Origin of the sequence: Knoellia terrae, assembly GCF_048606435.1 — a bacterium.
GTDB lineage: Bacteria > Actinomycetota > Actinomycetes > Actinomycetales > Dermatophilaceae > Knoellia > Knoellia terrae.
Window position 1 is genome coordinate 1 of sequence record NZ_JBMBWH010000017.1, and the last position, 26,700, is coordinate 26,700.

At 66.1% G+C, this 26,700-nt stretch carries 18 protein-coding genes; 11 read left to right on the top strand and 7 right to left on the bottom strand.

Going from position 1 to position 26,700, the window contains the following annotated elements; genetic code table 11:
- Positions 1-225: 225 nt before the first annotated feature.
- Positions 226-579, top strand: coding sequence for a DUF7669 domain-containing protein (locus tag ACOJV9_RS16380; RefSeq protein WP_420186304.1), 354 nt, complete (start codon positions 226-228; stop codon positions 577-579).
- Positions 580-706: 127 nt separating this feature from the next.
- Here ACOJV9_RS16380 and ACOJV9_RS16385 read toward each other — a convergent pair whose 3' ends face one another.
- The 3 genes from ACOJV9_RS16385 to ACOJV9_RS16395 are packed head-to-tail and all read right to left on the bottom strand — an operon-like array spanning position 707 to position 8,510.
- Complete coding sequence (locus ACOJV9_RS16385) at positions 707-2,581, bottom strand: GmrSD restriction endonuclease domain-containing protein (protein ID WP_420186305.1); 1,875 nt, start codon at positions 2,579-2,581, stop codon at positions 707-709.
- The gene (locus ACOJV9_RS16390; protein ID WP_420186306.1) at positions 2,581-3,339 is read right to left on the bottom strand and encodes a hypothetical protein; all 759 of its coding nucleotides are present in this window, start codon (positions 3,337-3,339) and stop codon (positions 2,581-2,583) included. The genes ACOJV9_RS16385 and ACOJV9_RS16390 overlap by 1 nt, the downstream gene beginning before the upstream one ends.
- On the bottom strand, positions 3,336-8,510 hold the full coding sequence (locus tag ACOJV9_RS16395) for a DEAD/DEAH box helicase (protein WP_420186307.1): 5,175 nt from the start codon (positions 8,508-8,510) through the stop codon (positions 3,336-3,338). The genes ACOJV9_RS16390 and ACOJV9_RS16395 overlap by 4 nt, the downstream gene beginning before the upstream one ends.
- Here ACOJV9_RS16395 and ACOJV9_RS16400 point away from each other — a divergent pair.
- Both ACOJV9_RS16400 and ACOJV9_RS16405 read left to right on the top strand, forming a co-directional pair.
- Positions 8,509-11,082, top strand: coding sequence for a hypothetical protein (locus ACOJV9_RS16400; protein ID WP_420186308.1), 2,574 nt, complete (start codon positions 8,509-8,511; stop codon positions 11,080-11,082). The genes ACOJV9_RS16395 and ACOJV9_RS16400 overlap by 2 nt on opposite strands.
- A 4-nt stretch (positions 11,083-11,086) precedes the next feature.
- Complete coding sequence (locus tag ACOJV9_RS16405; protein WP_420186309.1) at positions 11,087-12,586, top strand: P-loop NTPase family protein; 1,500 nt, start codon at positions 11,087-11,089, stop codon at positions 12,584-12,586.
- Between the two features lie 408 nt (positions 12,587-12,994).
- On the opposite strand, the gene ACOJV9_RS16410 is transcribed toward ACOJV9_RS16405, so the two are convergent.
- Both ACOJV9_RS16410 and ACOJV9_RS16415 read right to left on the bottom strand, forming a co-directional pair.
- Positions 12,995-14,281, bottom strand: a complete 1,287-nt coding sequence (locus ACOJV9_RS16410) for an SIR2 family protein (RefSeq protein WP_420186310.1) — start codon at positions 14,279-14,281, stop codon at positions 12,995-12,997.
- Positions 14,282-14,524: 243 nt separating this feature from the next.
- A complete protein-coding gene (locus ACOJV9_RS16415) occupies positions 14,525-15,268 on the bottom strand; it encodes an NUDIX hydrolase (RefSeq protein WP_420186311.1) in 744 nt (247 codons plus the stop codon).
- A gap of 62 nt (positions 15,269-15,330) precedes the next feature.
- Here ACOJV9_RS16415 and ACOJV9_RS16420 point away from each other — a divergent pair, with 62 nt between their 5' ends.
- Genes ACOJV9_RS16420 through ACOJV9_RS16430 form a run of 3 tightly spaced genes read left to right on the top strand, consistent with a single transcriptional unit; the run spans position 15,331 to position 18,292 of the window.
- Positions 15,331-16,200, top strand: a complete 870-nt coding sequence (locus ACOJV9_RS16420) for an ARPP-1 family domain-containing protein (protein ID WP_420186312.1) — start codon at positions 15,331-15,333, stop codon at positions 16,198-16,200.
- A complete protein-coding gene (locus ACOJV9_RS16425; RefSeq protein ID WP_420186313.1) occupies positions 16,197-17,729 on the top strand; it encodes an ADP-ribosylglycohydrolase family protein in 1,533 nt (510 codons plus the stop codon). The genes ACOJV9_RS16420 and ACOJV9_RS16425 overlap by 4 nt, the downstream gene beginning before the upstream one ends.
- Positions 17,726-18,292, top strand: coding sequence for a hypothetical protein (locus tag ACOJV9_RS16430; protein WP_420186314.1), 567 nt, complete (start codon positions 17,726-17,728; stop codon positions 18,290-18,292). The genes ACOJV9_RS16425 and ACOJV9_RS16430 overlap by 4 nt, the downstream gene beginning before the upstream one ends.
- A gap of 152 nt (positions 18,293-18,444) precedes the next feature.
- On the opposite strand, the gene ACOJV9_RS16435 is transcribed toward ACOJV9_RS16430, so the two are convergent.
- Positions 18,445-18,882: a helix-turn-helix domain-containing protein gene (locus tag ACOJV9_RS16435; protein ID WP_420186315.1), complete on the bottom strand. Its 438-nt coding sequence runs from the start codon at positions 18,880-18,882 to the stop codon at positions 18,445-18,447.
- Between the two features lie 259 nt (positions 18,883-19,141).
- Between ACOJV9_RS16435 and ACOJV9_RS16440 the strand changes: the two genes are divergently transcribed.
- The 5 genes from ACOJV9_RS16440 to ACOJV9_RS16460 all read left to right on the top strand — a co-directional run bounded on the left by ACOJV9_RS16440 (position 19,142) and on the right by ACOJV9_RS16460 (position 24,558).
- Complete coding sequence (locus ACOJV9_RS16440) at positions 19,142-20,032, top strand: hypothetical protein (protein ID WP_420186316.1); 891 nt, start codon at positions 19,142-19,144, stop codon at positions 20,030-20,032.
- Between the two features lie 1,066 nt (positions 20,033-21,098).
- The gene (locus ACOJV9_RS16445) at positions 21,099-22,079 is read left to right on the top strand and encodes a DUF4192 domain-containing protein (RefSeq protein WP_420186317.1); all 981 of its coding nucleotides are present in this window, start codon (positions 21,099-21,101) and stop codon (positions 22,077-22,079) included.
- A gap of 194 nt (positions 22,080-22,273) precedes the next feature.
- Positions 22,274-23,164, top strand: a complete 891-nt coding sequence (locus ACOJV9_RS16450; RefSeq protein WP_420186318.1) for a hypothetical protein — start codon at positions 22,274-22,276, stop codon at positions 23,162-23,164.
- A gap of 66 nt (positions 23,165-23,230) precedes the next feature.
- Positions 23,231-23,467 (top strand): hypothetical protein, encoded by a 237-nt coding sequence (locus ACOJV9_RS16455; protein WP_420186319.1) that lies wholly within the window; start codon positions 23,231-23,233, stop codon positions 23,465-23,467.
- A 740-nt stretch (positions 23,468-24,207) separates the two neighbouring features.
- Positions 24,208-24,558 (top strand): hypothetical protein, encoded by a 351-nt coding sequence (locus tag ACOJV9_RS16460; protein WP_420186320.1) that lies wholly within the window; start codon positions 24,208-24,210, stop codon positions 24,556-24,558.
- Between the two features lie 562 nt (positions 24,559-25,120).
- Here the strand turns inward: ACOJV9_RS16460 and ACOJV9_RS16465 are convergent.
- Positions 25,121-26,221: a hypothetical protein gene (locus tag ACOJV9_RS16465; RefSeq protein ID WP_420186321.1), complete on the bottom strand. Its 1,101-nt coding sequence runs from the start codon at positions 26,219-26,221 to the stop codon at positions 25,121-25,123.
- Between the last annotated feature and the right edge of the window lie 479 nt (positions 26,222-26,700).

The following is a 26,700-nucleotide window of genomic DNA, read 5'->3' on the forward strand; positions in this document are numbered from 1 at the left end:
TCCTCGACAAGCTACTGTCCGAGCACGACAACCCCGGTGTTTCCTTCACCGCTTGAATCCACCTGCGTGACCGCACCGCTTCCAGTGCAGTAGGTGGCGGGTCAGGTGCCTCAGAACGCACGTATGCCGTGTGCTCTGGTGGGCACACGGCATACGGCGTCGTGTCGGTGCGGCTCGCTCAGTCGAGGTAGTCGCGCACTAGGAACGGCTGAGCGCTGTGCGCTCATGCGGGACAGACGTGCAGGTCACAAGCGCTGTGCACTGAAATATGCTGGACTGAGAATCGTGGCCAGCTCGTTGGTCGGTAGCCCGAACACAACGTGGGTGGAGGGTTGCAACTTGACTGCACGCGACGAGGTGCTGCGTACGGCCCGGAGGTTGGCGGCTGCCTCCCCCGATGGCACGTTCACTCCCGACGAGGTCGTCAGTGCCCTCAAATCGGCCGGAACCTCATATACGGAATCGACGATTCGCACACACGTCACATCCAGGATGTGCGCCAACGCCCCCAACAACCACGCAGTGACGTATGGCGACCTCACTCGCGTCGCGGACGGTCGATATCGCCTCTTCCAGTGACGACCGGCTAGGGACTCCCGGTCTTTCCCGGTCGACTGCCACAAGCAAGCTGCATCCGGGCTCGTTCAGCAGGGCCCGTCGTTCGGGTTTCCATCAACGAGACGTCGAGCGACGGTGTCTGCCGAAGCTACGCCTGGCGGACGCGTCGCGGCGACGATCCCGGGACCCACGTGAAGCCCGGCACGCGGCCCGCATCCAGGGCAGCCGACAGAGCGCCGGCGCTCACCTCTCCGGAATCGTAGTCGTCCGACGGCATTGCCTTGATCTCTTGCACGGTGAGCTCAAGGTCGGCTGAGCGCCCCGCGAAGCACTGAGCAATATGGGCAGCGATGGCACCGCCAGGTCGCCTTCCGGTCCCGGCAGGCCGATCGAACTCAACATCGTCATCCTCGAGGTAGAGCTCGTCGTCAGCAGGTTCGTCGCCGGCCGCTCGCGTTTCCGTAAGCCCCAGCAGGTCGTTGAGAGCCTTCGCCAGCAGCTCCTGCCGTGCAGCGAGGAACTGCGGAAAGGCCTCGAGGGCCCACAATCTGGGATCGCTGGGCACCCACTGGTCCGCCAGGTGTTCCACCGGAACCTTGGCCAGATAGTCCACCGGGAGCGCGGCGGAAATCTTGCGATTGGTGGCGCCCGAGATGAAGGCAAGGTTGGCGATGTTGTTGGTCACGGCCCGGCCGTGGTCCTTCTCCACCCGGGCCTTGGGGAACACGTGGTGGTACTCAATTTTTGATGAGGACGTCATCGGCGCCGCCGCCAAGGCTTGGTGCGAGTGCCAGTCCTTGGCCTGCCGCCTCAGCGCGGCGATGTAGAGCAGGTTGAACCACGAGGAGGAGTAGGTGCGGGATGCGAGTTCGGTGCCTTCGATTTTTGCTCCGACCGGACGGGCGCCGGAGGCTCGCCGAAGGAGTTCGTCCCAGAGGGCCTCGCCGGTCTGCTCCCGGATAAGCCGTGCCTCGATGTCGAGTTTGCCTTCCACCTGGTTCGAGTAGTGGCTGAAGGCCATGGCCGTGTACACCCAGCGGCGGAGGCTGTCGATGTCGTGAGCACTGATCGAGCTGCCGCGTCGGTAGAGAAACAGACTTGGCGTCACAACGACGTTCGGACTCGTCAGCACCGCTGCACGGGGTATGCCGCACTCGCCCTTGAGGAAGTCGATACCCAGCTTGAGCGCCCTCTCGGTCTCGGCCCAAGCACTCTTGAGATCAGTGCCGCTCATGGACTTGTTGATGAGCTTGATGGCGTGCGCTCCGGACCCCGCCAACAAGCCCATGAGTCTTAGCACCGCCTCGCGATCCAGCGCGAACCGCTCGGAGGCGAGGTCGGCGTTGAAGGCGTCGATGGTGTCGAGCCCCTCCGGCCACCGCGCCCCGATCGCCGAGTACACCAGATCGCCCTTGGACAGGCGTCGGCCACCTTGGTTGACGCGGGCGAAGATCTCCGCCACTTCTTCGTAGTCGTCGGACTCGACCGTGATGACGGGGATCCTGTAGTCGCGGATGGCGTGGACCCGACGTGCTCGGCTGTAGATCTCGTCGTAGTCGGGATCCGACGGTGTGACTCCTGCATCACGCAGGATCGAACTGAACTGGGCGTCATCTGCCATTAAGGCTGTGACACGCACCAGCCGTGGGCTCTTCTGAGCCCCGCTGGGGTTCAAGAATGTCTGGGAGTCGATGTCAAACCTGACGTCGAGCGGTCCGCCGACGATCTTCTCAGGGGCAAACACCTTGGCAAGGCTCGTCAACCGCTGCTGTCCGTCCAGCAGGATGGCGGGATGCAGTTGATGTTGTGCCTCCTGCAGCACGGATGCCTGGCGAAGTGGAACCTCCATCGTGGTCTTCCACAACAACAGCGAGCCCACTGGATAGCCGCGGTACAGCGAGTCCAACAGATGAGGGACCTGCGGCCGCTGCCATACGTAGCCTCGTTGGATCGACGGGATGACCAGCCTCCCACCGAGCAGATCACGCACCTCGGTGATCAGCGACTCGCTACCAAGACCCATCAGGGCATCCTCTCGTCGGGCTCCGTCGTGAGCGCGATCGTGACAGGAAGCGAGCGGTAGTACTTTCTTGCTCGCGTGGAAGTGCGCCGCGTGGTGACGTCGGCGATCGCGGCGTTGATGGGCACGTTCAGGAAGGGCAGCCCTCGGATCAGGGCGGCTCGCGAGAACTTGATGCCCACAACCCTGAACATCGCTGTGATCGTCTGGAGAAGGGGACCCCTCAGGTGTCGTTCCAGAAGACGCTTGGCCACCCGCTGTGCGCCCTTTTGAGCCGAGTCCGTCAGCTTCTTGCTGCCAGCGGTTTCGAGGTTGTGCAGAGCGAGCACTTCCTTCATCCTCACGGTGGCATCCCGTGGATCATGACCATAGGCCGCCGCGATCATCAGCGTCAGTCGCATCTGTATCCAGCTCAGTGCAGCGAGGTCCGCCACGATCGCGACACCGGTCGCCGCAAGTGCACCAGGAGGTCCCGCTGTGGCTGTACCTCCGATTCCGGCCAAGGTGGTTGCGAGACCTGCACCTGCGCCTTCGCTGCGCACCAAGATCAGTTGGCTCTTGACGAGACGTTCGACGTGGTGCTCAACGTCGAACTCAGGGTGGGCGCGATGCGCCAGAGCTTCCTTGTGGATCTGGTCAGCGTGACTGCCCACCACCCGGCGGGCGAGAACCTCCGGCGCCCTCGCACCCGCTGCGACCAGGTCCTTGACGAAGTCCGGCTGGCCCTTGTCCGGGTCTGACACTGGCAGGCCCTCGCTCATCGGTCAGTCTTTCCCGGGTTTTGGTTATCGAGGATGTCGAGCCCAGGAAGCGCGTCGACGATGGCCATGGTCTCCAAGCTGACCGTGACGATCCGGGCCAGCAGGTCGATGATGTAGCGCGGGTCGGACACCTCGCGTGACCAGTCGTTCGGGTCGTTGACGATGCCCGAGGCCTTGTCGGTCTTCACTTGATACCGGTCGATGATCCACTCGATCGCGGAGCGCGACCCCAGCATGTAGCGGTGCGCTTCCTCGGGAATCCCACTCAGCGTGATCGCAGAGTTGTAGACGACCGTCGACTTGTCGGCGACGAGTTTGTTCGTCTCGGGGTCGCGTTTCTTGCCGAACGCCATCTTGACGACCCTGAAGCGTTCGAATGCCGTGTCGCTCGTATCGCCGTCGTCGTCCGGAAGTCCGTCGAGCGGGTAAGGCACGACCGACTCGTAGCCGAGGTGAAGCTCGAACAAGTCGCGACCGGCCTTGATAAAAGGCCACGGGTCGGAGACGAGCGGGATGCGTGGCAGCATCTTCTTGAGGTCGGCGGCGTACGTCTCGCGGTACTCCGGCGAGTGAAGCAGCCCGTACACGTAGTAGAAGATGTCGTCCTTAGTGACCGCCCCCCCGTACGCGGCCTGGAACTGTTCCAGGGCAACATCCGTGACGTTGTCGATCCGCCGATCCCCATGATCGGCCTCAACCTCGGTGGCGTCGAACAGCGAACCGTCCACATCGGCCGGCTGGTACCGCCATCGAGGGAACAGGCTAATGGCGCTGATTCCCGCGCCCCCCATATCGACAACGCGGTCGAATGCCAAGACCATGAAGGGGGGGGCGGAACTGCCAGGGTTCGGCAGGTAGAAGCCGAAGTTCTCGTTTGATTCTGTAGGAAAAAGGTCGAGCAGTCGATATCGCCGCTCATTTAGCAGGCGGTCGAAGTAAAGCGACATTCGCGTGAACGGCCGGTACGAGACACTTCGAATCGACTCCCTGCTGAAATGAGCCACGATCCCGCGGTCCAAAGCAGACGCTAGCCCGCCGCTCCATGAGATGAGCTTCGGATCGCTTGTCGCGACATCAGAGCTGCGGCCCTGGTTTCGCTCACTCTCATAGGTGTCGATCAACCTTTCGATGTTGGCGCCCAGCTGGGTGGAATCGAAGTTGAAGCACCACGCATCACGGTTGGTCTTCACACCTCCCGACGATCCGCCGAAAACCGAGCCCAACTTCGATGGAGAAAGGGGAATGAAGGAACTGAAGTCGTCGCGGCGATGGTTGAGCCAGTCGCCGTGCTCGTTAGAGGTCAGCGAGTGGGTTTCAAGTCTCGTCACGCCTCCCGCGGCCGCCACCTTGGCCAGTTTCTCCTCGCGGGTGAGGTAGTCGCCGATGTCGGTGTAGTGGATCCGGGTTGACCCGGTGTAGTGGGGGTCCTTAACGAGGACGGTGATGGCGACGGTGGCGCGTGAGCCGGCGTCGAAGACTTTGCCGCCCTCCTTGCGTGACTGCTCGCCAGCCGTTCTCTGATTGCCGCGCAGGTTGTAGACGTGTATATCGCTGAACTCCTCCGCGAGGGTCAAGCGCATACCGTCGGCGGTGTTGGAGTCCAGCCAGCCACCGTTGGTGACGAAGGCGACGACACCCCGGTCCGCGATCCGCACGCTCGCCCACTTGATCGCCCGGATGTAGGAGTCGTAGAGCGAATTCTTGTTCGTCGCGGTCGATCGCGCCGCGTAGGTGTCGCGGATGGCGGCGTCAAGTGCGGGGTATTTCTCGTTGGCGTTTGCGTCGTTCGCGCTGTCCTGTCCCGCCGAATATGGCGGGTTGCCCAAGATCACTTGGATGTCGAGGGCCTTGAGCTTGTCGAGGCGTTCGTTGTTCTCGGGGAAGACCTCGAGGTCAGGTCGGTCGTCGTCCTCCCAGGACTGGAAGGTGTCGGTGAGGATGAGCCCGGGGAACGGCTCGTAGGCCCGCTCGTCCTCCAACGTTCCGCGGACGAGGTCCTGGTAGGTGGTCTCGATGTTCACTGCGGCGATGTAGTACGCGAGGAGCAGGATCTCGTTGGCGTGCAGTTCGTTCGCGTACTTGCGGGCCAAATCCTCGGGTTTGATGAGTCCGGACTGAAGCAGCCGGACCATGAAGGTGCCGGTGCCCGTAAATCCGTCCAAGACGTGAACGCCCTCGTCGGTGAGGCCCTGCCCGAAGTGCTTCCGAAGGACCTCATCAGCGGAGTTGAGGATGAAGTCGACGATTTCGATGGGGGTGTAGACGATTCCGAGCTTGTCAACGGTCTTTTTGAACGCGGTCGCGAAGAACTTGTCGTAAAGCTCAATGATGATCTTCTGCCGACCTTCTGCGTTGTCGACGCCTTCCACTCGGGAGCGGACCGAGTTGTAGAACTTCTCGAGTCCCGAGTTCTCGGTGTCGAGGGAGTGTTCGTCGAGTAGGGCGAGCATCCGCTCCATCGTCTGCGCGACCGGGTTGTTGGCGGCGAAGTCGTAGCCGCCGAAGAGGGCATCGAACACGGGCCGGGTGATGAGGTGCTGGGCAAGCATCTCGATCGCGTCGCTCTGGGTGATGCCGTCGTTGAGGTTGCCACGCAGGCCGTGAAGGAAGGCGTCGAACTCCTGCGTTGCCTTCGAGTCCTTGTCGGCGAGCAGCGCGGTAATCCGGACGATGTGCTGCTGGGCGATGTCGGCGACGTCTTTGGCCCAGGTCTCCCAGTAACGGCGCTCCCCGACCTTCTTGACGATCCGCGCGTAGATCGCGTCACGCCACTCCTCGATGCCGAACGGCAACGCGAGCTGGGTTGAGTCCTCCTCGTCGCGAAGTATTGGCCTCGTGGTGTCGAAGATCCGGACCCGGCTGTCCTTCTTGTTGTTGAGGTCGAGCTTGTTGACCATCGCATTGAAGCGGTCGTCGTGCGCGCGAAGCGCCTGGAGGACCTGCCACACCGCCTGGAACCGCTTGTTGTCAGCAAGAGCCTCCTCCGGTGGCATCCCGGCGGGGACGACTACGGGCAGGATGATGTAGCCCAGCTTCTTGCGGCCGGTCGGGTCCTTGCGCATTACCCGCCCGACGGACTGAACGATATCGACCTGCGACGCGCGAGGACTAAGGAACACCACCGCGTCGAGCGCAGGCACGTCCACGCCCTCGCTGAGGCACTTCACGTTGGTGAGCACACGGCATACGTTGTCGTCGGTCTCACTGCCGGCCTTGAGCCACTGCAGGTCCTGCCCACGCTCGAGCGCGTTCATCGTTCCGTCGACGTGACGGATCGCGACCTGGAGGCTGTTCCCCTGCAGTGACACGGCGTTGTCCTCGGCATACGTGGCGATGAGTCGGTCGACGATGCTGGGGAACGCTTCGGTGGCCGCCTTGGAGGACCTGATGTTGCCGGCGAACGCGACGGCGGTTCGCATCGGCGCAAGATTTTCGCCGAGGTCCTCGTCGACAACGCCGCCGAACCGCTTGGCCAGACCGTTCCAGCACCCGATGAGCTTGGCGGCGTCTTCCAGTTTGATCTCGCCCGACGAGGCGAGCTCCTGCTGGAAGGACTCGGCGACGAAGCTCTCGTCGACCTTGAGGACGATCACCTTGTAGTCCGTGAGGAGGTCCTGCTCGACGGCCTGACCGAAGCCGAGGCGGTGAAGCACCTCCCCGTAGACGGCTGGGTCGTCCATCGAGGCGAGGACGGCCTTGTTGTCGTCAGCCTTGTCCTTGGTCTCGGGGTTGAACAGCCGCGGCGTTGCGGTCATGTAGAGGCGCTTTGCGCCCTTGATGAACGCGTTGTTGTGGACACGAACGAAGGTGGACTCGTCCTCACCTGTCAGCGTGACTCCGGTGGTGCGGTGGGCCTCGTCGCAGATGATGAGGTCGAACTCGGGAAGGCCATCGTCCTGGGCTTGGGCCACAACGTCGATCGACTGGTAGGTCGAAAAGACGACAGTGAACTGGTCGTCGTCGTGCCGTTCTTTGACTTGCCTCGCGAGAGCCAAGGTGTCCGTCGTGGCTGGGTAGATGAGGTCGGCCAGGCCGAGGTCCTCTGTGTCGGTGCGCTTGCCGACCTTGGTGTCGGAGCAGACCGCGAATGCACGGAACGGGATCTCCGACTCCTGCTTCCACTCGCGCAGGGTCTGGTTGAGCAGCTGGATGCTCGGGACAAGGAAGAGGACCGTGGTGGCCTGCGCCTTGTGGTCGGTGGCGAACTGCTCCGCGATCTTGAGGCTCGTGAAGGTCTTGCCGGTGCCGCAGGCCATGACGAGCTGGCCCCGTTCGGAAGTGGCGAGGCCTTCGAGGACGTCCGTCTTGGCCTTGAGCTGGTGAGGCCGCAGCGTCTTCCTGCCCGTAGTGGGGAGGAACTGCTGGGGTGCCTGCCAGTCGATGAGTGACCAGTCGACCTTGGACTCGAGCAGGTCGGAGATGCCGATGCGGACTATGGGGACGGTCAGGCCGTCGAGCTGCTTCTCGGCCGTTGGACCCCAGTCCTTGGCGGTGGAGAACATGATCCGACCGGTGTACTGGGGTTTGGCAGAGGCCGCGATGAACGAGTCGATGTCTCCCTTGGCGATGTGGTGCTGCGGGTCGTAGAACTTGCACTGGATCGCGCACCACCCGCCGGTGTGGACGTCGCGGGCGACGATGTCGATGCCGTGGTCGTGCTGCTTGCCCTTGTCCGGCCACTCGTCCCAGAGGTAAACCTCGTCGAAACGGTCGGCATACTCCGGCGCGGTGCGCAGATAGCTGGCCATGAGCCGCTCGAACGCAGTGCCCTTGCCGACGTTGTCGGCTCCGTACGCATTCCAGATTTCGTCGAGTTTGCCGAGCAGGTAGTCGAATTCCGACTCGAGCACGCTGGTGTTTGCGGTCTTCCCCTGGGTCACATGGCGCACCCTACCTAGCCCCTTTGGCCCTCGCTCGACTTCTCGGAACCTCAACGGGGCCACGTCTGCCTGCGGTGTTCTGCTGACAGGGGTAGCGATCGGGCCTATGGTGCGGACGGTGGGAAATCTTGCAACGGGGGGCGGCAGCAGCGCCGTGGCGGCGTCGACCCATGCCGCCTGTGAACGGTTCCGTCGGACGGACCCGATGCTCACCGGCAAGAGCCGGCGGACGCTCGCTGCCGAGTTGGGGCACCCTGACACCTCTGCTGGAATCCCCGAGGCGCGGTTCATGCGCGCCATGGTCTTCGAGCGGCTCATCCGCGACGAGAAGTTCGTCTCCGAGCTGCTCACGACCACGGTGGGTCGGCTGCGGCTTAACCGGCCGGTCGGCGTGAGGCGAGGCGACGGCAAGGTCGTGCCTGCGACCACCGCAACGGCCCTGGCCCAGGCGCACCTCAAGGCCGTGCACCAGGGCGAGGCGACGATGGTCACCGCACTGGCTCTGCCCTTTCCCGGTTTGGAGACGCACACGTCCGCCACACCCGTGAAGCCCGATTTCGCTGTGGTCGCGCCACGCCGAAGTGACGACGGAGGAGCGGTGGAGGCCGACCACTCTGCCCCGGTCATCGGGAGCTGGCTCATCATGGGAGACGCCAAGGACTACGAGCGCGTGCGCTCCCGCATCGACGACCCGCGGATGCTCAAGGGCTTCCTCCAGGTGGCCCTGGGCGCAGAGGCAGCCGCCGCTTGGACGAAGCTCCCCAAAGGAATGCTCGTCCACCGATGGGGTGCGCTTGCCGTCCCGCGCAACTCCTTCCTCCAGCCGGAGGCCGTCGTCGAGAGCCTCGATGACCACCGACTCGAAGTGATGGAACGCGCCGAGGAACGAGCCCGCCTGATGGACGAGCCGGGGGCCTCGTGGCCGGTGGACTCGACCGAGGTCAGTGGCTTTGTCGAACACCTTCAGCTCACTTTCGACCCCGGAACGTGCGTTGCGTGCGCGATGCACAACTACTGCCGCGACAAGGTCCGCAGTTCCGCTGACCCGGCGTCGCTGCTCGTCGAGATCGGCGTGCGGCCCGAGCAGCGTCCGTCTGTGATCGGATTGGTCGACGGCACCGGCGTCGTCAAAGACGCTCCGGAGTCGCTCGTCGCCACCGTCACGGCCACCATCGACGGTGTTGCCGGGGCGACCGGCCAACGAAGGACCGACCCCGTCGGGCTGCCGGGCACCGTCTATGTCGTCCTCGCCAAGTCGGACGCGGCCGCGTTGGGCGTCCATGGAGTCGGGGTGCAGCGAACCAGCGGGTCCGGTCCTGGATCGTGGACCTTCCACGTCTTCGACAACCCACAGGCACCAGCGACTCGACTCGCTTTGATGTCAGTCCTGGGCGAGGCCATCGAAGCGACCATGCTCGAGGCGGCTCTAGACGAGGACGGCACCGCAGCGCCCGTCCACGTCGTTGTCCCCGACGCGGCCACTGGAGACCTGCTCGTCTCCATCGCGGACTCGTTGGCGGGCGTGGAGATCAGCCGGCTCCGGTGGCAGCGCGACCTCGAGCAGGGCCGCAAGCCCCTGACGTGGGGTGGCGAGCCGGCCACCGTCCCCGGGGCCCTCAGCGATGCGCAACGACTCGCCGTCTCGTATCTCCTGGACCAGGACCGAGCCCGCGCGATGACGTTGCGGTGGCCCCTGGTCGATCTGCGCGGGGTCATCAGGCGCCACTTCGTGGCTGGCGGTCCGTTGAACGACACAGGTCGCCTCGACTACCTCGTAACCTGGGCGCAGGCGACCACGCCGATCGCTCATCGGGACGTCAGCGACGCCATCGCGACGAGCCCGCACACGCCCGGGGCGCGCCTGTCCAACAACCGGTCGGACGCGATCCACAAGGCGGCCCGCAGACCGGGCGACCCGGCATACCACGAACTGGTGCGTGAGGAGCTCGCCTACAAGGCGGAGGTCGTCGACAACGCTCGCGCGGTGCTCGACGGCCTTCCCGACTCAACACTGCGGCCGGTTCACCAGGCCCTCGAGGCGGACGCGCAGGTTGTGTGGCGACGTCGCCTCGACCTCCACGCCTCGGACCTCGTGAGGTTCGGACGGGTCCCGCCGTGGTGGCGCAACAGCCAGGTGGAGGCGATCGACGCCGACGCCAAGTGCGCGACCCAACTGGGCGCGCTGGGGAACCCGCACACATTGCGCGGGTTGGCGCTCAACGCCGGAACGCGGGAGGTTGCCTTCGCCACGGTCACGTCGGTGTCGCCACTGAGGTTGAAGGTCGAGTCCCGGCGGTTCGGGGACCAGACCATGGTTGTGCTCCTGCAGAACGGCGACGCCCTGGCTGTCGAGTCCCCGTTGACGACGCTCAAGATTCAGAAGGGAAGCTTCAAGTTCGGGCAGCTGAGCGTCGGGCCTCTGGAGGAAGACGATGACACGGCAGTGGACGGGTCCTTCGTGTGGCTGCCCAAGCTCCCCCCGGACGTCGTTTTGGGCTCACGGCTGGTCGTGGCCGACGCGCGGTGGTTCGGCAAGCCGCTCACGTCGCGTCATGAAATAGGGGTGGCGCGGCCGGGTCCGGACACCCAGAACGCCCCTCGCAAGGAGTGCCACGACGGCTCCTATGCCGCGTCGCCGGAGGAGCACACGTGGTGTTGCCGCTCGCACGAGGACGGCGAGGCCGAGTACTCCGACGTCCTGGCCGAGCGGCGGGCCCGCGGGGAGCTCAACCCGCAGGCGTGGCCACCACTGCTCGATCTGGACCAGTTCGACACCGCGGCAGCGGGCACGGCGACGGCGGACGGCGACGCGTCCGTCTCCGGCACTGCTGCAGACGGCCTGACCTCGGACGACCTGGACTGACCTGATGATCGACTTCCACTTCACCGAGCCAAGCGTCGTCCTTGCGCCGAGCAAGCACCATGGCGAGGCGGCGATCGGCAACGTCGACGTCACAAGCCAGGCGATCGCGGCGCTGCGTGATTCCCTGTGTGGTGATGCCGACTACGAGCGGATCCTGCTCAAGGCAGCCGCCGGCGCGGGCAAGTCCTACGCGCTCCGGCGGATGGTCGATGACGCGCTCACCGCACCCGAATGCTCCCGGGTCGGGGTGACGGCGTTCGCCAACAAGCAGGTCTTTCCCCTCGCTCTCGAGATCGGCAAGATGCTCGGCAAGGAGAAGGTCTGCCTCCTTGTCGCGGAGGACCGGCTCAAGGACGTGCCCCCGGCCACCCTCGAAGCTGCGACCGTGGTCGTGTCCTACAAGGACTGTCCTCCCGATGCTCAGGTGCTGTTGGGGACGACCCACAAGCTCGCGGGGATCGCCCGCTACCTCCGAGCACTCCTGGGAGATGCGTCCAACGGCGAACGGTTGTTTGACGTGCTGTTCGTGGACGAGGCTTGGCAGCTGCCGCTCCACCGCTATCGCACGATCGACCGGCTCGCCCCGATCGACGTGGGGGTGGGCGACGTGGGGCAGCTGCCGCCACTCGACCCGTCACAGAACCCGTGGCGGGGAGACCCGGGCTACAACCCGTATCGCGCGTGGCCCACGGCCTATGACGAGGACGTTAAGACTTGGGCGATGGAGATGCCTGCGGTGTGGCGCCCGACTGCTGCGCAGCTGCCGGTCTGGCGTGCCTTCTATGCCGAGTGGGATGACCTCAACTGTGTCGCGGGTCCGGGCGACCGCGAACTAGTCCTCGACGGGGTGGATGGTGTCGCGGGGGCACTGTGGAACCAGGTCGGGACGGGAGTCGCGACCCTCGTGGAGGTTGAGGGCCTGCCCGATGCCGAGGCGCCTGACGTCGACCTTCCGTTGCTGTCAGCCGTGGAGTCGCTGCTGGACCGCCTGATCGGGTGCGGGTTCTCCGTCAAGTCCACCGACTACGACGCCCACGGGCTCCCCAGCGACGTGTTCACACTGCCAGCCGGCGAGATCACCGACCGAACGGTCATTGCCGTGCTGGCCACGCGAAACCAGGCCGTGGACGACGCGCAGGACCTTGTCCGACGGCTCACGGAGAAGCACTCGTTGCCGGAGGGCTGGATGGTCGCCTCGACAGTCGACTCGTGGCAGGGGCAGACCAACGTCCTGACTGTGGCTGTCCATCCGTTGTCAGGCGCCTCGACGTTGGACGTCTTCAACTCCGCGTTCGGGCGGTTGGCGGTGACGTGCACGCGGGCGACGCACGGACTGTTGCTCGTGAGCCGGGCCGGACTCGATGACCTCTTGGCGACGGCGTCAGCTAGGCCCGGAACGCCGCTCGGCGAACCAGGCACCAGGCAGCTCCCCCGCCAGACACACCGACGCATTCTCGATGCGTTCGCCCGCGGGCGGATGCACCTTCCCACTGAGACGGAGTAAGACATCATATGACGCGATACAAGACGACAGAGTTCGCTGCCCCCAAGCAGTACAGCGTGTACGTCCTCGAGGTCCTGGGCGGCGGCGAAGGCGAGTACTACGTCGGTCAGACGTGGCACGGCGGAGATCACCGACGGCAACAGCACATCGACGGAGTGCGTCGCGGGCGGATCTTCAAACGTCGCGGACGGTCCGTGGGTGAACTGCGCGCAGACCTAGTGCCACCCCTCGAGCCGTTGACCACCCGTGAGGCGGCTCAAGCTGCGGAAGCGTACGTAGCAGCCGTACTTCAGTCGCGAGGATTGACGGTCCACGGCGGGCACTGATCCCGGGCCCAGCTCACCGTTGGCCCTCCATCTCCGAGCGAGGGCAGCGCACAGACCGGAGCACGCCGACTTCGGGAGAAGCTCACCAAGGCATTTTCGGCGGTGCGACGACGTCTGCGCCCAAGTGGCTCAAGGCCGCTACAAGCGGGTCAAAAGGGGCTCCGAGCTTCGCTGCACGAGCGTGCAGGGCGCGGGCCTCGCCAGCGAGCGACCGGCCGTCCTCGGAGAGCAAGCCGCTGAATCTCTCGTCGAGCAGCCATGAGGAGTCTGCGGTCGCGTGGGCACCGACGGCGTCCAGGAACACTTCCATCATGCGGGCCCGCTCCTCGACGGTGGCCCCGGGCAGCGCGATCCAGCGCAGCTGGTCGCTCCACAGCTCCTGTCTGGCGGGTGTGCCGTCGACGTCCAGGAACGTTCCGATCGTGCTGGTGCGCCCATGGCTGCGGCGGAACTGGTCCACCTCGTGCACGAGCCGGGAGACGTTGTCGTCGTTCAGCGATGCTCCCACGAACAGCAGGTGCCGGGTCAACAGCAGCGCTTGCAGCATCGAGCCGGACGGTCGTGCTTCGGCGTCGTACCGCACGAAGTGGCGGCGAGTCAGGACGATCGTCTCAGGTCGGCGGACGTCGCCGTGCATCTTGAGGATCCAAGGCTGTGACGGCGTGGTGTCGTGCCAGGGTAGGACGCTGCTGATCGGTTGGCCGGTGGCTGCGGCCGCGGTCTCGTAGAGCGTGTCGTAGTTCGTGGTGATCGCTTCACGGCAGCCGAGCCCGGCTAGTAGTGCGTGGGCCAGGGATGGCCTCTTGGCGCGGGAGGCGATCGTGGCAACCTCGTGGCCAAGAGTGGTCGGCATGCGGAGTGACAGCAACTGGGCCTGATCCAGTACGGGCAGGGCGCCAAGGTCGCAGGGTCGGAGGCCGGCCTTGACGGCGAGGGTGTCGAGGAGCTGGGTCCACGTGGGCAGGCCCGCGGGAACGCTCACCCCGGCCCCGAGGAAGAGGGCCAGGTGCCCTTGGTGGGCCAGCTCACCGACTTGGCGTGCGCGGTCGAGGAGTCTCTTGTTCAGCGGCCACGGTGAGAGCTTCCGCCTGACGTGCTGGGCCGCGCTGAAGGCAGAAGTGCTGGGGGTCACGAGGACGACGTCGAGGTCGAGGCGTCTGGCGGCCTCGGTGAGAGCGGCGAGGAGACTGGCCAGGACGCTTCCCTGACCGGAGCCCATCCCCCCGCCGGCGATGCTGAGGATGGGCATGGCGACGCGCAGCTTGGCGCGGCCCCGGCCGATGGTGATGTCACTGTCCCGAATGGCCTGGAGCAGCGCGACAGTCCTGCGGGCGAGCAGCTCAGTTCCACCCATCGCGATGTCGCCCACATCGATGAACCACACCGGGGCCTGCCCCGAGCTGCGTGCGAAGGGAGCCGGCCATTCCGAGGGGCGTGCTTGGTGCCCGCGAACCCCGATGACCGGGTGCCAGTAGGGCCGGACGCTGAACCGATGGTCGGTGGGGACGACGGCCGTGTCATGGACCACGGACTCGAGCCGCGAATGTGCGAGGAAGACATGGCCCGTCCGGTGACGCGAGGGGGTGGGGTTCACCGGCTCAACGTAGCGACCTCAGTTGGTCTCGCGCGGCAGGACGAGCCGCCGCCGGCTCGCCGGTGGCACCCCGGGTCGCGGCTGGCGCAGATACACCTGAGCGGGCCGCCCTCCCCGGGTGCGAAGGACCGGGGTGCCGTCCGACCGCGTCTGAGGGCGGAGCTGCTCCACCATCCGCCGGTTGAACGTGTCCTTTCGCAGCTGCTGGCCCAGGACGCCCTCGTGCAGGTCCCGCAACTCCGCCAAGGTGAAGCCGACGCCGAACAGGCCATCGGGGTCTGGTTCCAGCTCGTAGCGGGCACGCATCCCCTCCGCGGCCTCACGCACGATGACGTCGTGGTCGAAGAGCAAGGGCGACCCCGCGTCGGCAGCTCCTTGCCCGTCGACGTGCGCCAGCTGCCCCCGCGCACCCTCCAGATGTTCGAACGCCACACTCACGGCGTGGCCCAGCGACAACGTCCAGCCCCGGGGGTCTCGCCCCGGGTCGTCGAACACGCGCAGCAGACGGGGTAAGACGTCCAAACCAACCAGGCCAGCCTTGACATGCAGCGCATCCGCAACGGCCTGCGCCACCGTCTGCCCCTCCCGAAGAAAGCGTCCCGGCAGCACCGTCCCGTCAGCGACGAAGTCCGGCTGCTCCACAAGTACCGCGAGCTGAGACAGGCCGGTTCCTGACAACGGAGCTGGCACCACGGTGAGAACCGCGATGTCCACCGCCACGTTCGGACCCCGGAACATGCTGAGGTCATCGACTCTTCCCATGCCCGCCACCATAGTGCAAAACTGCGCTATGGTTAGCGCAGTGATGAGCAAAGGAGGAGTCGATGGACCGACTGCATGTAGGACGTGGGACCACCCGCGGCGCGTTGAGCGTCTTCCCGATCTGGGGTGAGTACGACAGGCCCAAGGCTTACACCCTCTGCGCCGACACCGTCATGCTCAGCGAGCTGACGGACGGGCCGAGGGTGGAACGGCTCATGGCACTCAACGGCGGCGAACGCCCCGTCCTGTTCCTGGAGGGTCAGCTCCTTGAGGGCGGATGGCAAAACCGGATGCTGTGCCGGTCGGTGCTGGTGCCCGCACGGACCCGCCTTCCGCTCGAAGTGGCGTGTGTCGAGGCCCACCGGTGGAACGGCACCGACCGGCACCAGTTGAGCGGGCGACGGGCCAGCATGAGGGTCCGCAACACCAGCGGGTCCACCCCGGCTAGTCAGACCCAGCACGAGGTGTGGCAGCGCATTTCCGAGTACGACGCCCAGTTCGGCGTCAACGAGACCTCGTCCCTGACCGAACACACCGTACGGGCCACCAAGGCCGTCGACGAGCTCGTCGACCGCATCGAGCCACTGCCCGGCCAGACCGGGGTGCTGATCGGCATCTCGGGCCAACCCGTGATGCTCGAGGCCTTCGACAGCCCCACGACCTTGCGCCACCAATTCCGCTCGATCGTCCGGGCCGCCGGCCTGGACGCGCTGGACCAACGGCCTGAACCCACCCCCGCGCGCCGCGCCTTCCGGTTCGTCGACCGGGCCACCCTGGTGAGCGCAGCACCCACGGCCCCGGCCGGCGCGGGCACGACGGTGCACGGGCGCAGCCAGTACGCCGTGGTCACAGGTCTCGCATGGCGTCGTCACTTGGTCCACCTCAGCGTCATCAACCCGCGCCACACCCTGAACGCCGCGAGGATCGCATGACGAACACCGGGCTCACCGCAGCCCAGACGGACCGCGCCTGCGGGGTGCTAGTCGGCGCCGCGTGCGGGGACGCCTTGGGTGCCGGGTACGAGTTCGGGACCGCCGCCCTGCCTGGGCCGAACCGCCGGGTCGGGATGATCGGCGGCGGCTTGGGCGGTTTCGCCCCCGGGGAGTGGACTGATGACACCTCCCAGACCTACGCGGTGGCCGCCGCCGCGGCCACCGGGGCAGACCTGCGTACCCCTGGGGCCCTCGACCACATCGCCCGCGGACTGGCCGATTGGTTCGCCGGCGGCCCACCCGATGTCGGTGTCCAGACCCGCCACGTGCTGGCCACCGCGGGCGCCGAGGCCACCGCCGAGACGATGACCCGCGTGGCCGCGGCCCTGCACGCGAGGACCGGACGGGCCAGCGGAAACGGCTCCCTCATGCGAACCTCCGCCGTAGCGCTGGCACACCTGGGTGATCCGGTCGCCCTAGTCGAAGCGGCGATGGGGGTCAGTGCGCTGACCCACGCCGACCCGCGCGCCCAGCAGGCCTGCGCCCTGTGGTGCCTAGCCATCCGGCACGCCGTTCTCACCGGCCAGATACCCAACCTCACGGACTGCATCCGGCCGCTGCCCCAGGAGAGTCACGACTTCTGGACCGCCCGCGCCGACGAGGCGGAGCGGCGCGAGCCGGAGTCCTTCGAACACAACGGCTACGTCGTCACCGCTCTGCAGGCCGCATGGTCGGCCATCACCCACACCCCTGTACCCGCGAACGCACCAAGCCGTGGCACGTTCGGCTGCCACCACCTTACTGACGCCCTCGAGCGCGCCGTACGCATCGGAGGCGACACCGACACGGTGGCCTCCATCGCCGGAGCGCTGTTGGGCGCCAGGTGGGGAGCCAGCGCCGTCCCGGCCCGCTGGCGCGCGATCCTCCACGGCTGGCCCGGGCGGACCGCCACGGACCTTACCGACATGGCGCTGCTCACCGTCAACGGCGGCCGACCTGACAGTCTCGGCTGGCCCGGGTGCCTTGGCATCGACTACCGGCACTGGAACGGCCACGATGCCCTCGCCGTCCACCCGCACGACCCCCAGGTGTACTTGTCCGGCGCCAGCACCCTAACCGATGTCCCACAGAAGGTCACCGCCGTGGTCAGCCTGTGCCGCGTCGGACGCGAACAGCTCCCCACCCGCCTGCGAGGTAAGCACGTCCAGTTCCGCATCCTCGACACAACGGCGTCCGATAACCCCAACCTCGAGCACGTCATCGATGACGCCGCACGCACTATCCTCCGATGGCGCGCACAGGGTGAGACAGTTCTCCTGCACTGCGTCGCCGCCCACAGCCGCACCCCAACCGTCGCCGCCCGATATGCCGTGCTCCTCGGCCGTCCACTGGACTCAGCGCTGCACGATGTCTGCGCCGTGCTCCCCGACGCGGACCCCAACCCCGTCCTGGTTGCCGCCCTTCACCGGCTCGGGAACATCGGGGTCGCTGAGGACAGCAGAGGCACCTGCAAGGAAGGCAGAAAATGAACCCCGAGACCCCAGACCACGGCGACGTCGTCACCGCTACATCGCACTATGCGCACGTCGTCTGGGAGGAAGACCCCGCCGAGGACCAGAGGCTGTTGGCCAGCTCAGTGGCCCTCGTCGAGTTTGCCCGTACATGCAAGACGCTCCACCCCCGACACCCGAAGCGGCTCGTCTCCGAGGCGATCTGGTTCTGGAGCGAACGAGGCTCTCCCGCGAACAAGTACCGACTGCGGTACCGCACTCCTGCCGCCATCGAGCTGCAGGCAACCCTGGGCCACAGCGCAAGCGCGAAGCTCCTCGCTCATGAGCACGTCCACGAACGGGCCGCTCTGGTCCAAACACTCCTCGACCCGACCACCGACCCACGCCGGACGCTCCTGGCGTCTCACGCGTGCGTCGTCACGCGGGCCGAGCACGCGGCGCTCAGCGCACAACAACACCTGACCGGTTGGGCCCGGTACGAAGCTGCCGGTATCTGCCCGGTCGACATGTCCACCGGTCAGCCGGTATTGCTGCCCGAGCTTATGCTCGCAGACGAGTCGGGAAGCGTGGGACGTCGATGAAGCCCCGCCGCGCTTGCGTCCACGCTGTCTAGCGCGTGGAGTCGGTGGAGGATGGTCTCTTGCATTCCCAGCTGCAACACCTAGGTCTGCGGCTGAGCGTTTGTCGGTAATGCAGGCACTGGGCAACGCAAGACTTGCAACGTGGGGCTGGCTCAAGCCCCGGCGATAGCCGCGTTGCGATGCCCCGTCCCCGGCGCGCACGAGCACACAACCGTGGCGCACTCCGCCGGCTCCCTCGCGACCTGGCCCGCCAGGCCCAGCAGTCGCACTCTCGCCTCGATGATCCGTCGGACTTCGGTGACTGCGGCCACGTCGCCTGCCATGGCTCGGTCCCACAGACCTGCCTGAAGCCGGTCGAGGCGCTCCGTCTCCAACTCCCTCAGGTTCTCGACGTCCCCTGCCTCCTGAACGGCGAGCGCCTTGTGGACGATCGCGTACACCGTGGCGCGGCTGGCGTAGCCGAGCTCCTCGGCGATCGCCTCATACGTCCAGCCCTGACAGCGGAGCTCGACAGCGCGGGTCCGACGGGCCGCGGCGAGGGCCTTGTTGCGGTGCCGGCCGTCGACACGGGGAAGGGCTGCGACGCTCATGAGATCAGTCTGAGGGTTGACCCGGACAGCAGTCGCCATGACAGGCCCCGGCCATGGACTTGTTCGCAGGGAGACCCCTCAGGCCAACGATCACCGGTCCCAGCTGCAGGACCCGCTGCGGCGCGAAACGTAGTGAGCCGAGCCTGTAAGGGGTGTACCTCCCGTGTAAGGGTGGCCGGGCCGGCCGGTCTCAGCCAGTGAACACACAAGGGGGCTCGCCGTTCCGCGCCGAGACCCTAACCCGTGGGAGAACAGCTCTATGTCTACCGTTCTGGAACGCCGCCCCCTCTACCGCAGACCGGGAGAGCTGCGGCGCAGAGTCATCTTCTTCCTGCTCGCGTTCGCTGCTGGGGCCTATGGAGCGGCCGCCGCGGTGAGCGCCGCGCTTAGTGATGCGGAGACCGTGCGCGGGAAGTGCTTCGACGCCCTCAACGTGGTGCCCAATCTGAGGCAGCGCTTTGAGCATGCGAAGTACCTGGTTGACCATCGGGAGCAGTTCCAGGACGCCCTTGACACCGCTCATGACCAGGCGCCTGATCTGGAGAAGCTCGATATGGCAGCCCGAAAGAGCTCTGAGACGCTCGACCGCATCGACACGACGACCAGCGAGGTCACCCAAGCTTGGGATGTGGTCGCCGGCACGAAGAACCCGCTGGAGAGCATCCCACGGGCGTATAACCATGTGAAAAGAGCCTGGGAGGTGAGGCCTTCCGTCGAAGCGATGCAGGACCTCAAGGACCAGGTGGAGAACAGTTTGAGCTTCGTGAGGCAGCTGGACCTTCAAAACCCTCAAGTTCGCGCGGTATATGCCGACGTGCTTCGAGTCATGGACAACTTCTCGAGCGACGAGATCGGAGGGACTCTGGGCGTCATGGGAGTCGCGCTCGCGCTCGGTTACGTCATAAGTACGGCGTTTGGCTTCTGGGGGCGCAGAGGCAGGCCCGGGTTGATCGCTGGCACGCTTCAACGATGGGGCACGCGTCGCTTCAAGGGCTGGTACGTCAAGAACCTCGAGTACGCGATGAGCCCGGCGCTCTATGCCGTCGCGAAGGAGCGCATCCAGAGGGACATCGTTGCCAATCCGCGTGGTGTGCTCGACCCGGAGGCCCTGCAAGAGCTCGAACGGCACTTTGCGGGCCGACTGAAATAGAAGTCGCGACCGTCTCGGTCCAGCGCACCGACCGGGCACCGGCGGTCTGGCTGTGCGCCGGCTGAAGCCGGTCCGCGGTCACTGAACGCCGGTCGCCGGAGCCCCAACGCGACGGAACGCGTCGCTCGTCGCCACGCTTAACGGCGGTGTCAGGTCCAGGACATCGCGGCTACCGCAGTGTGCTTCGTTGACGGAAACCGCGCATCGACAGCCGAGCATTTAGTAGCGTTCGGCCAGTGGGAAACCCTTTGTGGCAACGGCTTGAGGATCGCTGGTCTCGGAGGGTCGAGGCTCTTGAACCTGTCGTGGGTCAGGCCACGATCACGATCGCAGCGCCGGCCGAGGTGGTGTGGGAGTTCATCACGGCCCCTGAGTCAGCCTTCCTGACCGCGGACGGCGTTCGCAGCGCATTCCGCGTCCCTGGCACTCCGATCGGTATGGCAGGGGAACAAAGCTGCATAATCTACGAGGACTCGGACGGCGTAGCCGCGAGCATCTTGGAGATTGTTGCGGCAGACCCACCCACCGTCTTAGTGGTTCGGTTGGTTACCGCTCCAAGCGAAGCGATGCAGAGGACGACGCTAGAGGTGGGTGCAGGTGGGACAACCGTGCTGACTTTGCAGTTGGGCATGCGCGTGGCGCTCGGCACAACGAAGAAGGCGCGGCCAATCCTCGATGAGCACCTCGAGCAAGTGAGCGGTCGAATTCGGTCGGCTGTCGAGTCGGGGGCTCGGCTCCCGTCGCCGCCGGGACCTTAGCCGTCCGCGGTTCGGGGCAAGGCATGGGTGGGAGCGGCTTAGGCGCGGATGACCCGCGCCAAGCGTAGGCGACTCACGCCTTCTCCCAGCGAAGGCGCGGACTCCCCAATACGCCTGTTGCACAAAGGAATTCAGTGGTAAAATGGGCACCACGAGGTCGGGATAACCACGTCCGCACTTGGGACTGGAGAAACCCAACCTCGCCAAGGCTCGCCACACATGTGGCGGGCCTTTTCTCATGCCCGAAACCCTCTCGGGCCTCCCCCTGGAAGCGAGGCACCCCCATGTCCCCATCCCCCACTATCAGGATGAGCAGCGCTGCAGACCTTGTCGCAGTCCTGCCCCATCTACTCGGATATCACCCCCACGACGCCCTCGTCATGGTCTGCCTGCGCGAAGGCCGGGTCTGCCTCACCGCGCACCAGCCCCTCCCTGCGGACGAGCAGACCCACCCCGCCCTCGGTGCGCTGCTGGCAGGGATGGCCAAGGCCGACCCCGAGGCCGTCGTCATCGTGGGCTACGACGACGCGCGTCCGGTTGAAGAGGCACTCCTCCACGCGGCCCGGGCATGCACCGAGGTCGGCGTGCGGGTGCATGACCGCATTCTGGTGACCCACGACGGATGGCGATCGCTGGACAGCGGCGAGTCGTCGGGAGGGCCCTCGACGACGCCGACCGTGGTCGCTGAGTTGGTCGCTGCCGGCGTCGCCCCGCTGGCGTCACGCGACGCCTTGGCGACAATCGTGGAACCGAGCACTGACGCGGAGGCGGTGGCCCGGCACATCGCCCGCTACACCGCCCGCAGCGACGACGAGAACCTCCTCGAGCTGTACTGCACGGCCTGGGCCGTCGTTCTGGACACCCGGGACGAGGCCCCCTTGATGACGCACAAGGTCGCTGCCCGCGCCGTCATGGCGGTCCACGACGTCACTGTCCGGGACCTCATCGTCGTCCGGCTCACTCCGGGAAGCCTGGCGCCAGACGACGTCCCGGGGACCACCGGCGCAGTGTTGCGTTCCCTCCCCACACCGGCTTGGGAGACAGACACAGGCTGGGACCTGGTCCGCAGCCACAGCCGTCTGCAGGACCGGCTGGTGCGGCTCTGCGCCATGACACCGGACAGCCACGCCGCCCCACCGCTCAGCGTGCTCGCCACCTGGGCGTGGTGGCGCGGCGACGGCGCCCTGGCACGGGTCGCCATCGACCGTGCTCTCCGCAGCCGGCCGGACTACCGGCTGGCGCTTTTGCTCGAGCGGATGCTCGACCTGGCCATCCCACCACGCCGGTAGGTCGAGCCCACGCTCATCGCCTTCAGGCCCCCCGATCTCGGCGGGCCTTTCTTCATGCCCCGAACGACTCGAAGGACCTTCACCGAAGACCTCATGAGAGCTGCACCCAGAACACAACCCAGTCGGTCCTTCGGGTCCTTCGCAAGAGGCGAAGCAGCCCGTTCACCCATCACCACGAGAAGGAGAACAGCAATATGAGCACAGCCACCTACGACCGGACCCCGCTCTACGCGGTCCCGGACCCAAGCGAGCAGAAGGCGCAGTTCGGCCTCTTGCTCACCCTCCGTCGACGGGCCCGGCAAGCCCTCGACACCTTCCTATCCCTCCCGCGCGGCGCTGCCGGCTGGGCCCTCCGTCACGCACGCACCCTGCTCGACGAGGTCTCCGAGCACCGACTGCTCGGTTGGGCTGCCAGCCGTCTGCAAGACGCCTCACGGTTCCTGCGGTCCGTCGGGGTCATTCCGACTGCCGCCGCCGTCCTGAGCACCCCTCCGGTGCGGCGCACGGCAGCACGCTGGGCGCAAGCCATCGGCGGCGCTATCGCCACCTTCGGCCGCAGCGTGTGGGCGCGGACCCACCGCCTCCTCGCACGGGGCGGCACCATCGGGATCCGTCTGTCCACGACCCTCAACAACGCCGCTTCCATGGTCGCTTCCGCTGTTCACGCAGTGGCTTCCCACCCGGCAGTCCACCAGCTCATGCAGGCGCTGAGTGGCCTCTCGATGGCGATCCGCCCGCTCAGTCACAGCGTCGTCGCTCACCGTGCCCTCGGCCTCTTGGTCCCGACGCTGTGGCTTCGCGTTGCGCTTGAGGTCTTGGCTCTCCCGTTCGTCCTAGCGCCCGGGATGCCAAGCGCCTTCCGACGGCCAGCATCCGATCCCGTCACGGCGGCGGTTCCGGCTCAGGACAGGCGGCCGCAAGAGCCCGTGATCGACGTGCCTGCCGCAACCGCTGACTCCAGCGGCCAAGGTCCGACCGGCGACGAGTGTGAGCAGGGAATCGACCTCGAGCCACGCAACCGCGCCGAACGCCGCGCACAACAGCAGGAGCAGGCCCGCGCACGCCGGCACCACACCCGGCGCTGACACCACCCACCCGCTGGCGGGGCCTACCCGGCCCCGCCAGCCCTTGCACTTCAGGAGGAACTCCACATGCTGATCGTCTTCGCCATCGCCGCGGCCGCGTCCCTCGCGGTCGTCGCCTACACCAAGCTGCGCGAGCACTCACCCGAAGCGGGCACCGCCGGGCTGCGCGCCGTCCGCGAGCTCGCCGCCATCGTCCTGGTCTGTTCCAAGGCCATCGAAGGCGTCGTCGAGGTCTTGGCCGGATCAAAGAGCGCTGCGGCGTACCCCTATCGAGATTCCTACCCTTATGACGAGTACGACTGATGCGCGATGACCCGGCAGAACTCCTTTTCCGCCGCAGATCATGCGAACTACTGCAGCGAGCGTCTACCACCCCCTACAGTCCGGTGAGAGGGGGAGATGCAATGAACGAGCAACGGCCCGGGTGGTATTATCGACCCAACGAGGGCATGCGCTACTGGGATGGCGAGGTATGGACTGACGAGGAACCCTCGGCTGGCAGCTCGATCTACCCGCCTACCGAGGGGTCCCCCGCGGGCAGCCGCCCCGGAGAAAAAGCCGCACGGACGCGCACCGGGCGATCTGGCCGCGTCGTGACGCTGTGCATCGCCCTAGTCGCGGCAGGAGTCGCGGCAGTGGCGCTGGCGGTGGGTACCGTGAGCCCTGCTGGTCTGGCTTCGGCTTTGGGGATCGTCGGAGAATCGGAGGGTGCCAAGGTGCCTCCCGTCACGGCGCAGGCCCAAGCTGCACCGTCGGCCCCAGTCAAGGCTCGCGCACCGGTGAAGTCACCCGCATCCCCAGCGAAGTCAGGCAAGACTCCCTCGGCACCCACACCCTCAACACATTCCGCGCCGAAGCCGTCTTTGCCCTCAGCTGGCCGCAGCACACCACGGCCCGCCAAGCCGAAGCCGTCTCAGCCCACAGCTGGCCGTAGCACGCCACTTCCGGCCAAGCCTGCACCCCCTCCCGCACCAGCCCCGGCGCCATCAACCGACCCGCGAACGGCGGCAGACTGCCAGGGCTCCTTGGTAGCGGTCTCAGAGGTGATCGCCTCCCGCACCACTGCCACGCTCACCGGGACCATTACCAACGAGACCGGGCTAGACGTCGACGTCAATGCGAGCGCCCCGGTGGTCGAAGCTTGGGATACAAACGAAGAGCACGTTTACCTCTACGGCTCCTTCGAAGACCCGCCCAAAGACTTCGGTGGCGTGAACGCCCAGGTCGTGTTGCGTCCCGGCGACTCGATCACGTACCGGAGCCTGGCCGTCCCGATGCAGACGCCGGACCGAAACTGGAAGGCCGTGCGATGGAATCCGATCGCACAGTTCAACTTTGAGGACACGAACTTCTGTCAGCAACGCTCAGTACCCGGATTGCACATCATCCGGTAACCGACTGACCACCGCGCCCGTACGCTGCGCTGCCGCCAACTTATGTTGGCCCCTGACCGCCCATGTCGCGCGCCGTAAACAAACACGAGGGTCCCTCCCAAGGCGGCTAGGTGAACCGCCTCAGCCCACCGGGTTTGAATGCCGCCGGTGATTGGCTAACTGGGGTAGACCCCAACCGGACACCCATCTGGAGGGCCCCCGACTGTCCGTCTGGGGCCCTTCTTCTCGATCTTGGACACAACTGCAAGGAGGTCAGAACATGCCCGTACAAGTTGATCGGCTACGGCGTATCCACCGTCGAGCAGAACCGCGCCCGTCAAATCCTCGCCTGTGGGCGGCCACCAGGGCAGAACCGGATCGCTACATAGCCTTGCCAAGTGGTCTCAGCGGTGTTCACGGGGTGTGTGGCGGCTCACGGCTTTTGCCGGACGGGTGCGACCAAGCTGGTCTCTTGTTGCTGTTGGATGACCACAACAACCGCGCAAGCCCGCTCGACAAAGCCGAGGGATTGCACACAGCTGGATGTGCAAGTGGGTCTTGCCTATTGGCTAGATAATGAGTGTCAGGGCGATCGGAAGTATCCGGACGAGTCGCCGATGAGGTGGACGGTGCCGCTGGAGCCGTTGAACAGCGCCACCTTTCCGTTCGCTCCGACGGGCGCCACCACCAGGTTGGGCACCGTCTGGCCTGCGACGAAGTTGAGGTTTGATGCGGTCGGCCGGGTCGTCCCATCGGCGAAGACCGTCACGTAACCTCCGGCCGTCGGCGCCGTCGCGGTCACGTTGAGCACCACCGCTGAGACACCGGATGCCGGTACGCCACCACGACCGGTCACCTGCAGGTGGACCGTCCCACCCGCAGCGACCGCTGCCTTGGGCGCACCAACGCCCGAGCGGGTATCCAACAGCCGCGAGGGCGCCAACGTCCCGTAGGTCCCCGGGAGTGTCGGATTACCGGCCACGAAGTATCCGGACGAGTCGCCGATGAGGTGGACGGTGCCGCTGGAGCCGTTGAACAGCGCCACCTTTCCGTTCGCTCCGACGGGCGCCACCACCAGGTTGGGCACCGTCTGGCCTGCGACGAAGTTGAGGTTTGATGCGGTCGGCCGGGTCGTCCCATCGGCGAAGACCGTCACGTAACCTCCGGCCGTCGGCGCCGTCGCGGTCACGTTGAGCACCACCGCTGAGACACCGGATGCCGGTACGCCACCACGACCGGTCACCTGCAGGTGGACCGTCCCACCCGCAGCGACCGCTGCCTTGGGCGCACCAACGCCCGAGCGGGTATCCAACAGCCGCGAGGGCGCCAGTGCCGTCATCCCGCCCGGGGTCGTAATCGGTCCGTCCACCGTGAAGGGCTTGGTCAGATCTGCTTCGGCGGGGGTCGTGGCCGGGTCAGGATGCTCGGGGGAGCGGAAAGACGAGCCGATATTGCAGTACAAGGCGATGACGTAGGCACCTGGCGTGGTCGGTTCTTCCACGTCGGCCGGAGTCCGCAGCGTCTGGCTCACCGTGAGCGTCGTCGACCACGGACGGGGATTGGCAGGGTCGTTTCCGAGCTGGACGCGTGCTGAGACAAGCGCGTTGTCAGACGAACGAAACAGCGCGATGGCATCGCCAGCGGTCTGCGCGTCGCTGCAACCGCCGCCGGTGACAGTGATCATCGTGCCGACCGGACCGTGGGTGGGCGTGTGGGTGAAGGCAGGGTTGATAGCGCTGGCCCACGCCGCGCTAGGGCCAGTAACTAAGACCACTGCTGCGATCACTAACCCAATAAGTCCGCTGTTCCGCTTCATCGCAATTACTCCTCAAGTCCAGCACTAGCTCTATGTGGCTCCGGCTTGGTGGTGACGCGAAACGGCACTGCGGCGTAGCCCTCTGTCGTGGCTCCGGTCTCGCTGTCAGGCGCCGCCTGCCGGAGGCAGGGGTCGTCGCCTTATGAACGTCGCTCTTGTGGCTCTCCGTGGCCGGAGCGGCTGTGCATCACCAGACCGGTCTACTCCTAGCGGTTCCCTTAGGACAATGGTTGGCAAGGTGGCCCAACCTGAGCATCTCTGAGTAGGCAGGTGTCCCGTAGGCAGGTGATAAGCACAACCGCCGCCGGCCACGAACAAAGTCGAGTGGTGCAGCAGCGCACCCAAAC

What these genes read in the sequence shown, in the direction of transcription:
- ACOJV9_RS16380 (WP_420186304.1), top strand. Translation starts at nt 226, where the DNA reads ATGCGGGACAGACGTGCAGGTCACAAGCGCTGTGCACTGAAATATGCT.
- ACOJV9_RS16385 (WP_420186305.1), bottom strand. Translation starts at nt 2,581, where the DNA reads ATGGGTCTTGGTAGCGAGTCGCTGATCACCGAGGTGCGTGATCTGCTC.
- ACOJV9_RS16390 (WP_420186306.1), bottom strand. Translation starts at nt 3,339, where the DNA reads ATGAGCGAGGGCCTGCCAGTGTCAGACCCGGACAAGGGCCAGCCGGAC.
- ACOJV9_RS16400 (WP_420186308.1), top strand. Translation starts at nt 8,509, where the DNA reads ATGCGCGCCATGGTCTTCGAGCGGCTCATCCGCGACGAGAAGTTCGTC.
- ACOJV9_RS16395 (WP_420186307.1), bottom strand. Translation starts at nt 8,510, where the DNA reads ATGAACCGCGCCTCGGGGATTCCAGCAGAGGTGTCAGGGTGCCCCAAC.
- ACOJV9_RS16405 (WP_420186309.1), top strand. Translation starts at nt 11,087, where the DNA reads ATGATCGACTTCCACTTCACCGAGCCAAGCGTCGTCCTTGCGCCGAGC.
- ACOJV9_RS16415 (WP_420186311.1), bottom strand. Translation starts at nt 15,268, where the DNA reads ATGGGAAGAGTCGATGACCTCAGCATGTTCCGGGGTCCGAACGTGGCG.
- ACOJV9_RS16420 (WP_420186312.1), top strand. Translation starts at nt 15,331, where the DNA reads ATGGACCGACTGCATGTAGGACGTGGGACCACCCGCGGCGCGTTGAGC.
- ACOJV9_RS16425 (WP_420186313.1), top strand. Translation starts at nt 16,197, where the DNA reads ATGACGAACACCGGGCTCACCGCAGCCCAGACGGACCGCGCCTGCGGG.
- ACOJV9_RS16430 (WP_420186314.1), top strand. Translation starts at nt 17,726, where the DNA reads ATGAACCCCGAGACCCCAGACCACGGCGACGTCGTCACCGCTACATCG.
- ACOJV9_RS16435 (WP_420186315.1), bottom strand. Translation starts at nt 18,882, where the DNA reads ATGAGCGTCGCAGCCCTTCCCCGTGTCGACGGCCGGCACCGCAACAAG.
- ACOJV9_RS16440 (WP_420186316.1), top strand. Translation starts at nt 19,142, where the DNA reads ATGTCTACCGTTCTGGAACGCCGCCCCCTCTACCGCAGACCGGGAGAG.
- ACOJV9_RS16445 (WP_420186317.1), top strand. Translation starts at nt 21,099, where the DNA reads ATGAGCAGCGCTGCAGACCTTGTCGCAGTCCTGCCCCATCTACTCGGA.
- ACOJV9_RS16450 (WP_420186318.1), top strand. Translation starts at nt 22,274, where the DNA reads ATGAGCACAGCCACCTACGACCGGACCCCGCTCTACGCGGTCCCGGAC.
- ACOJV9_RS16455 (WP_420186319.1), top strand. Translation starts at nt 23,231, where the DNA reads ATGCTGATCGTCTTCGCCATCGCCGCGGCCGCGTCCCTCGCGGTCGTC.
- ACOJV9_RS16465 (WP_420186321.1), bottom strand. Translation starts at nt 26,221, where the DNA reads ATGATCACTGTCACCGGCGGCGGTTGCAGCGACGCGCAGACCGCTGGC.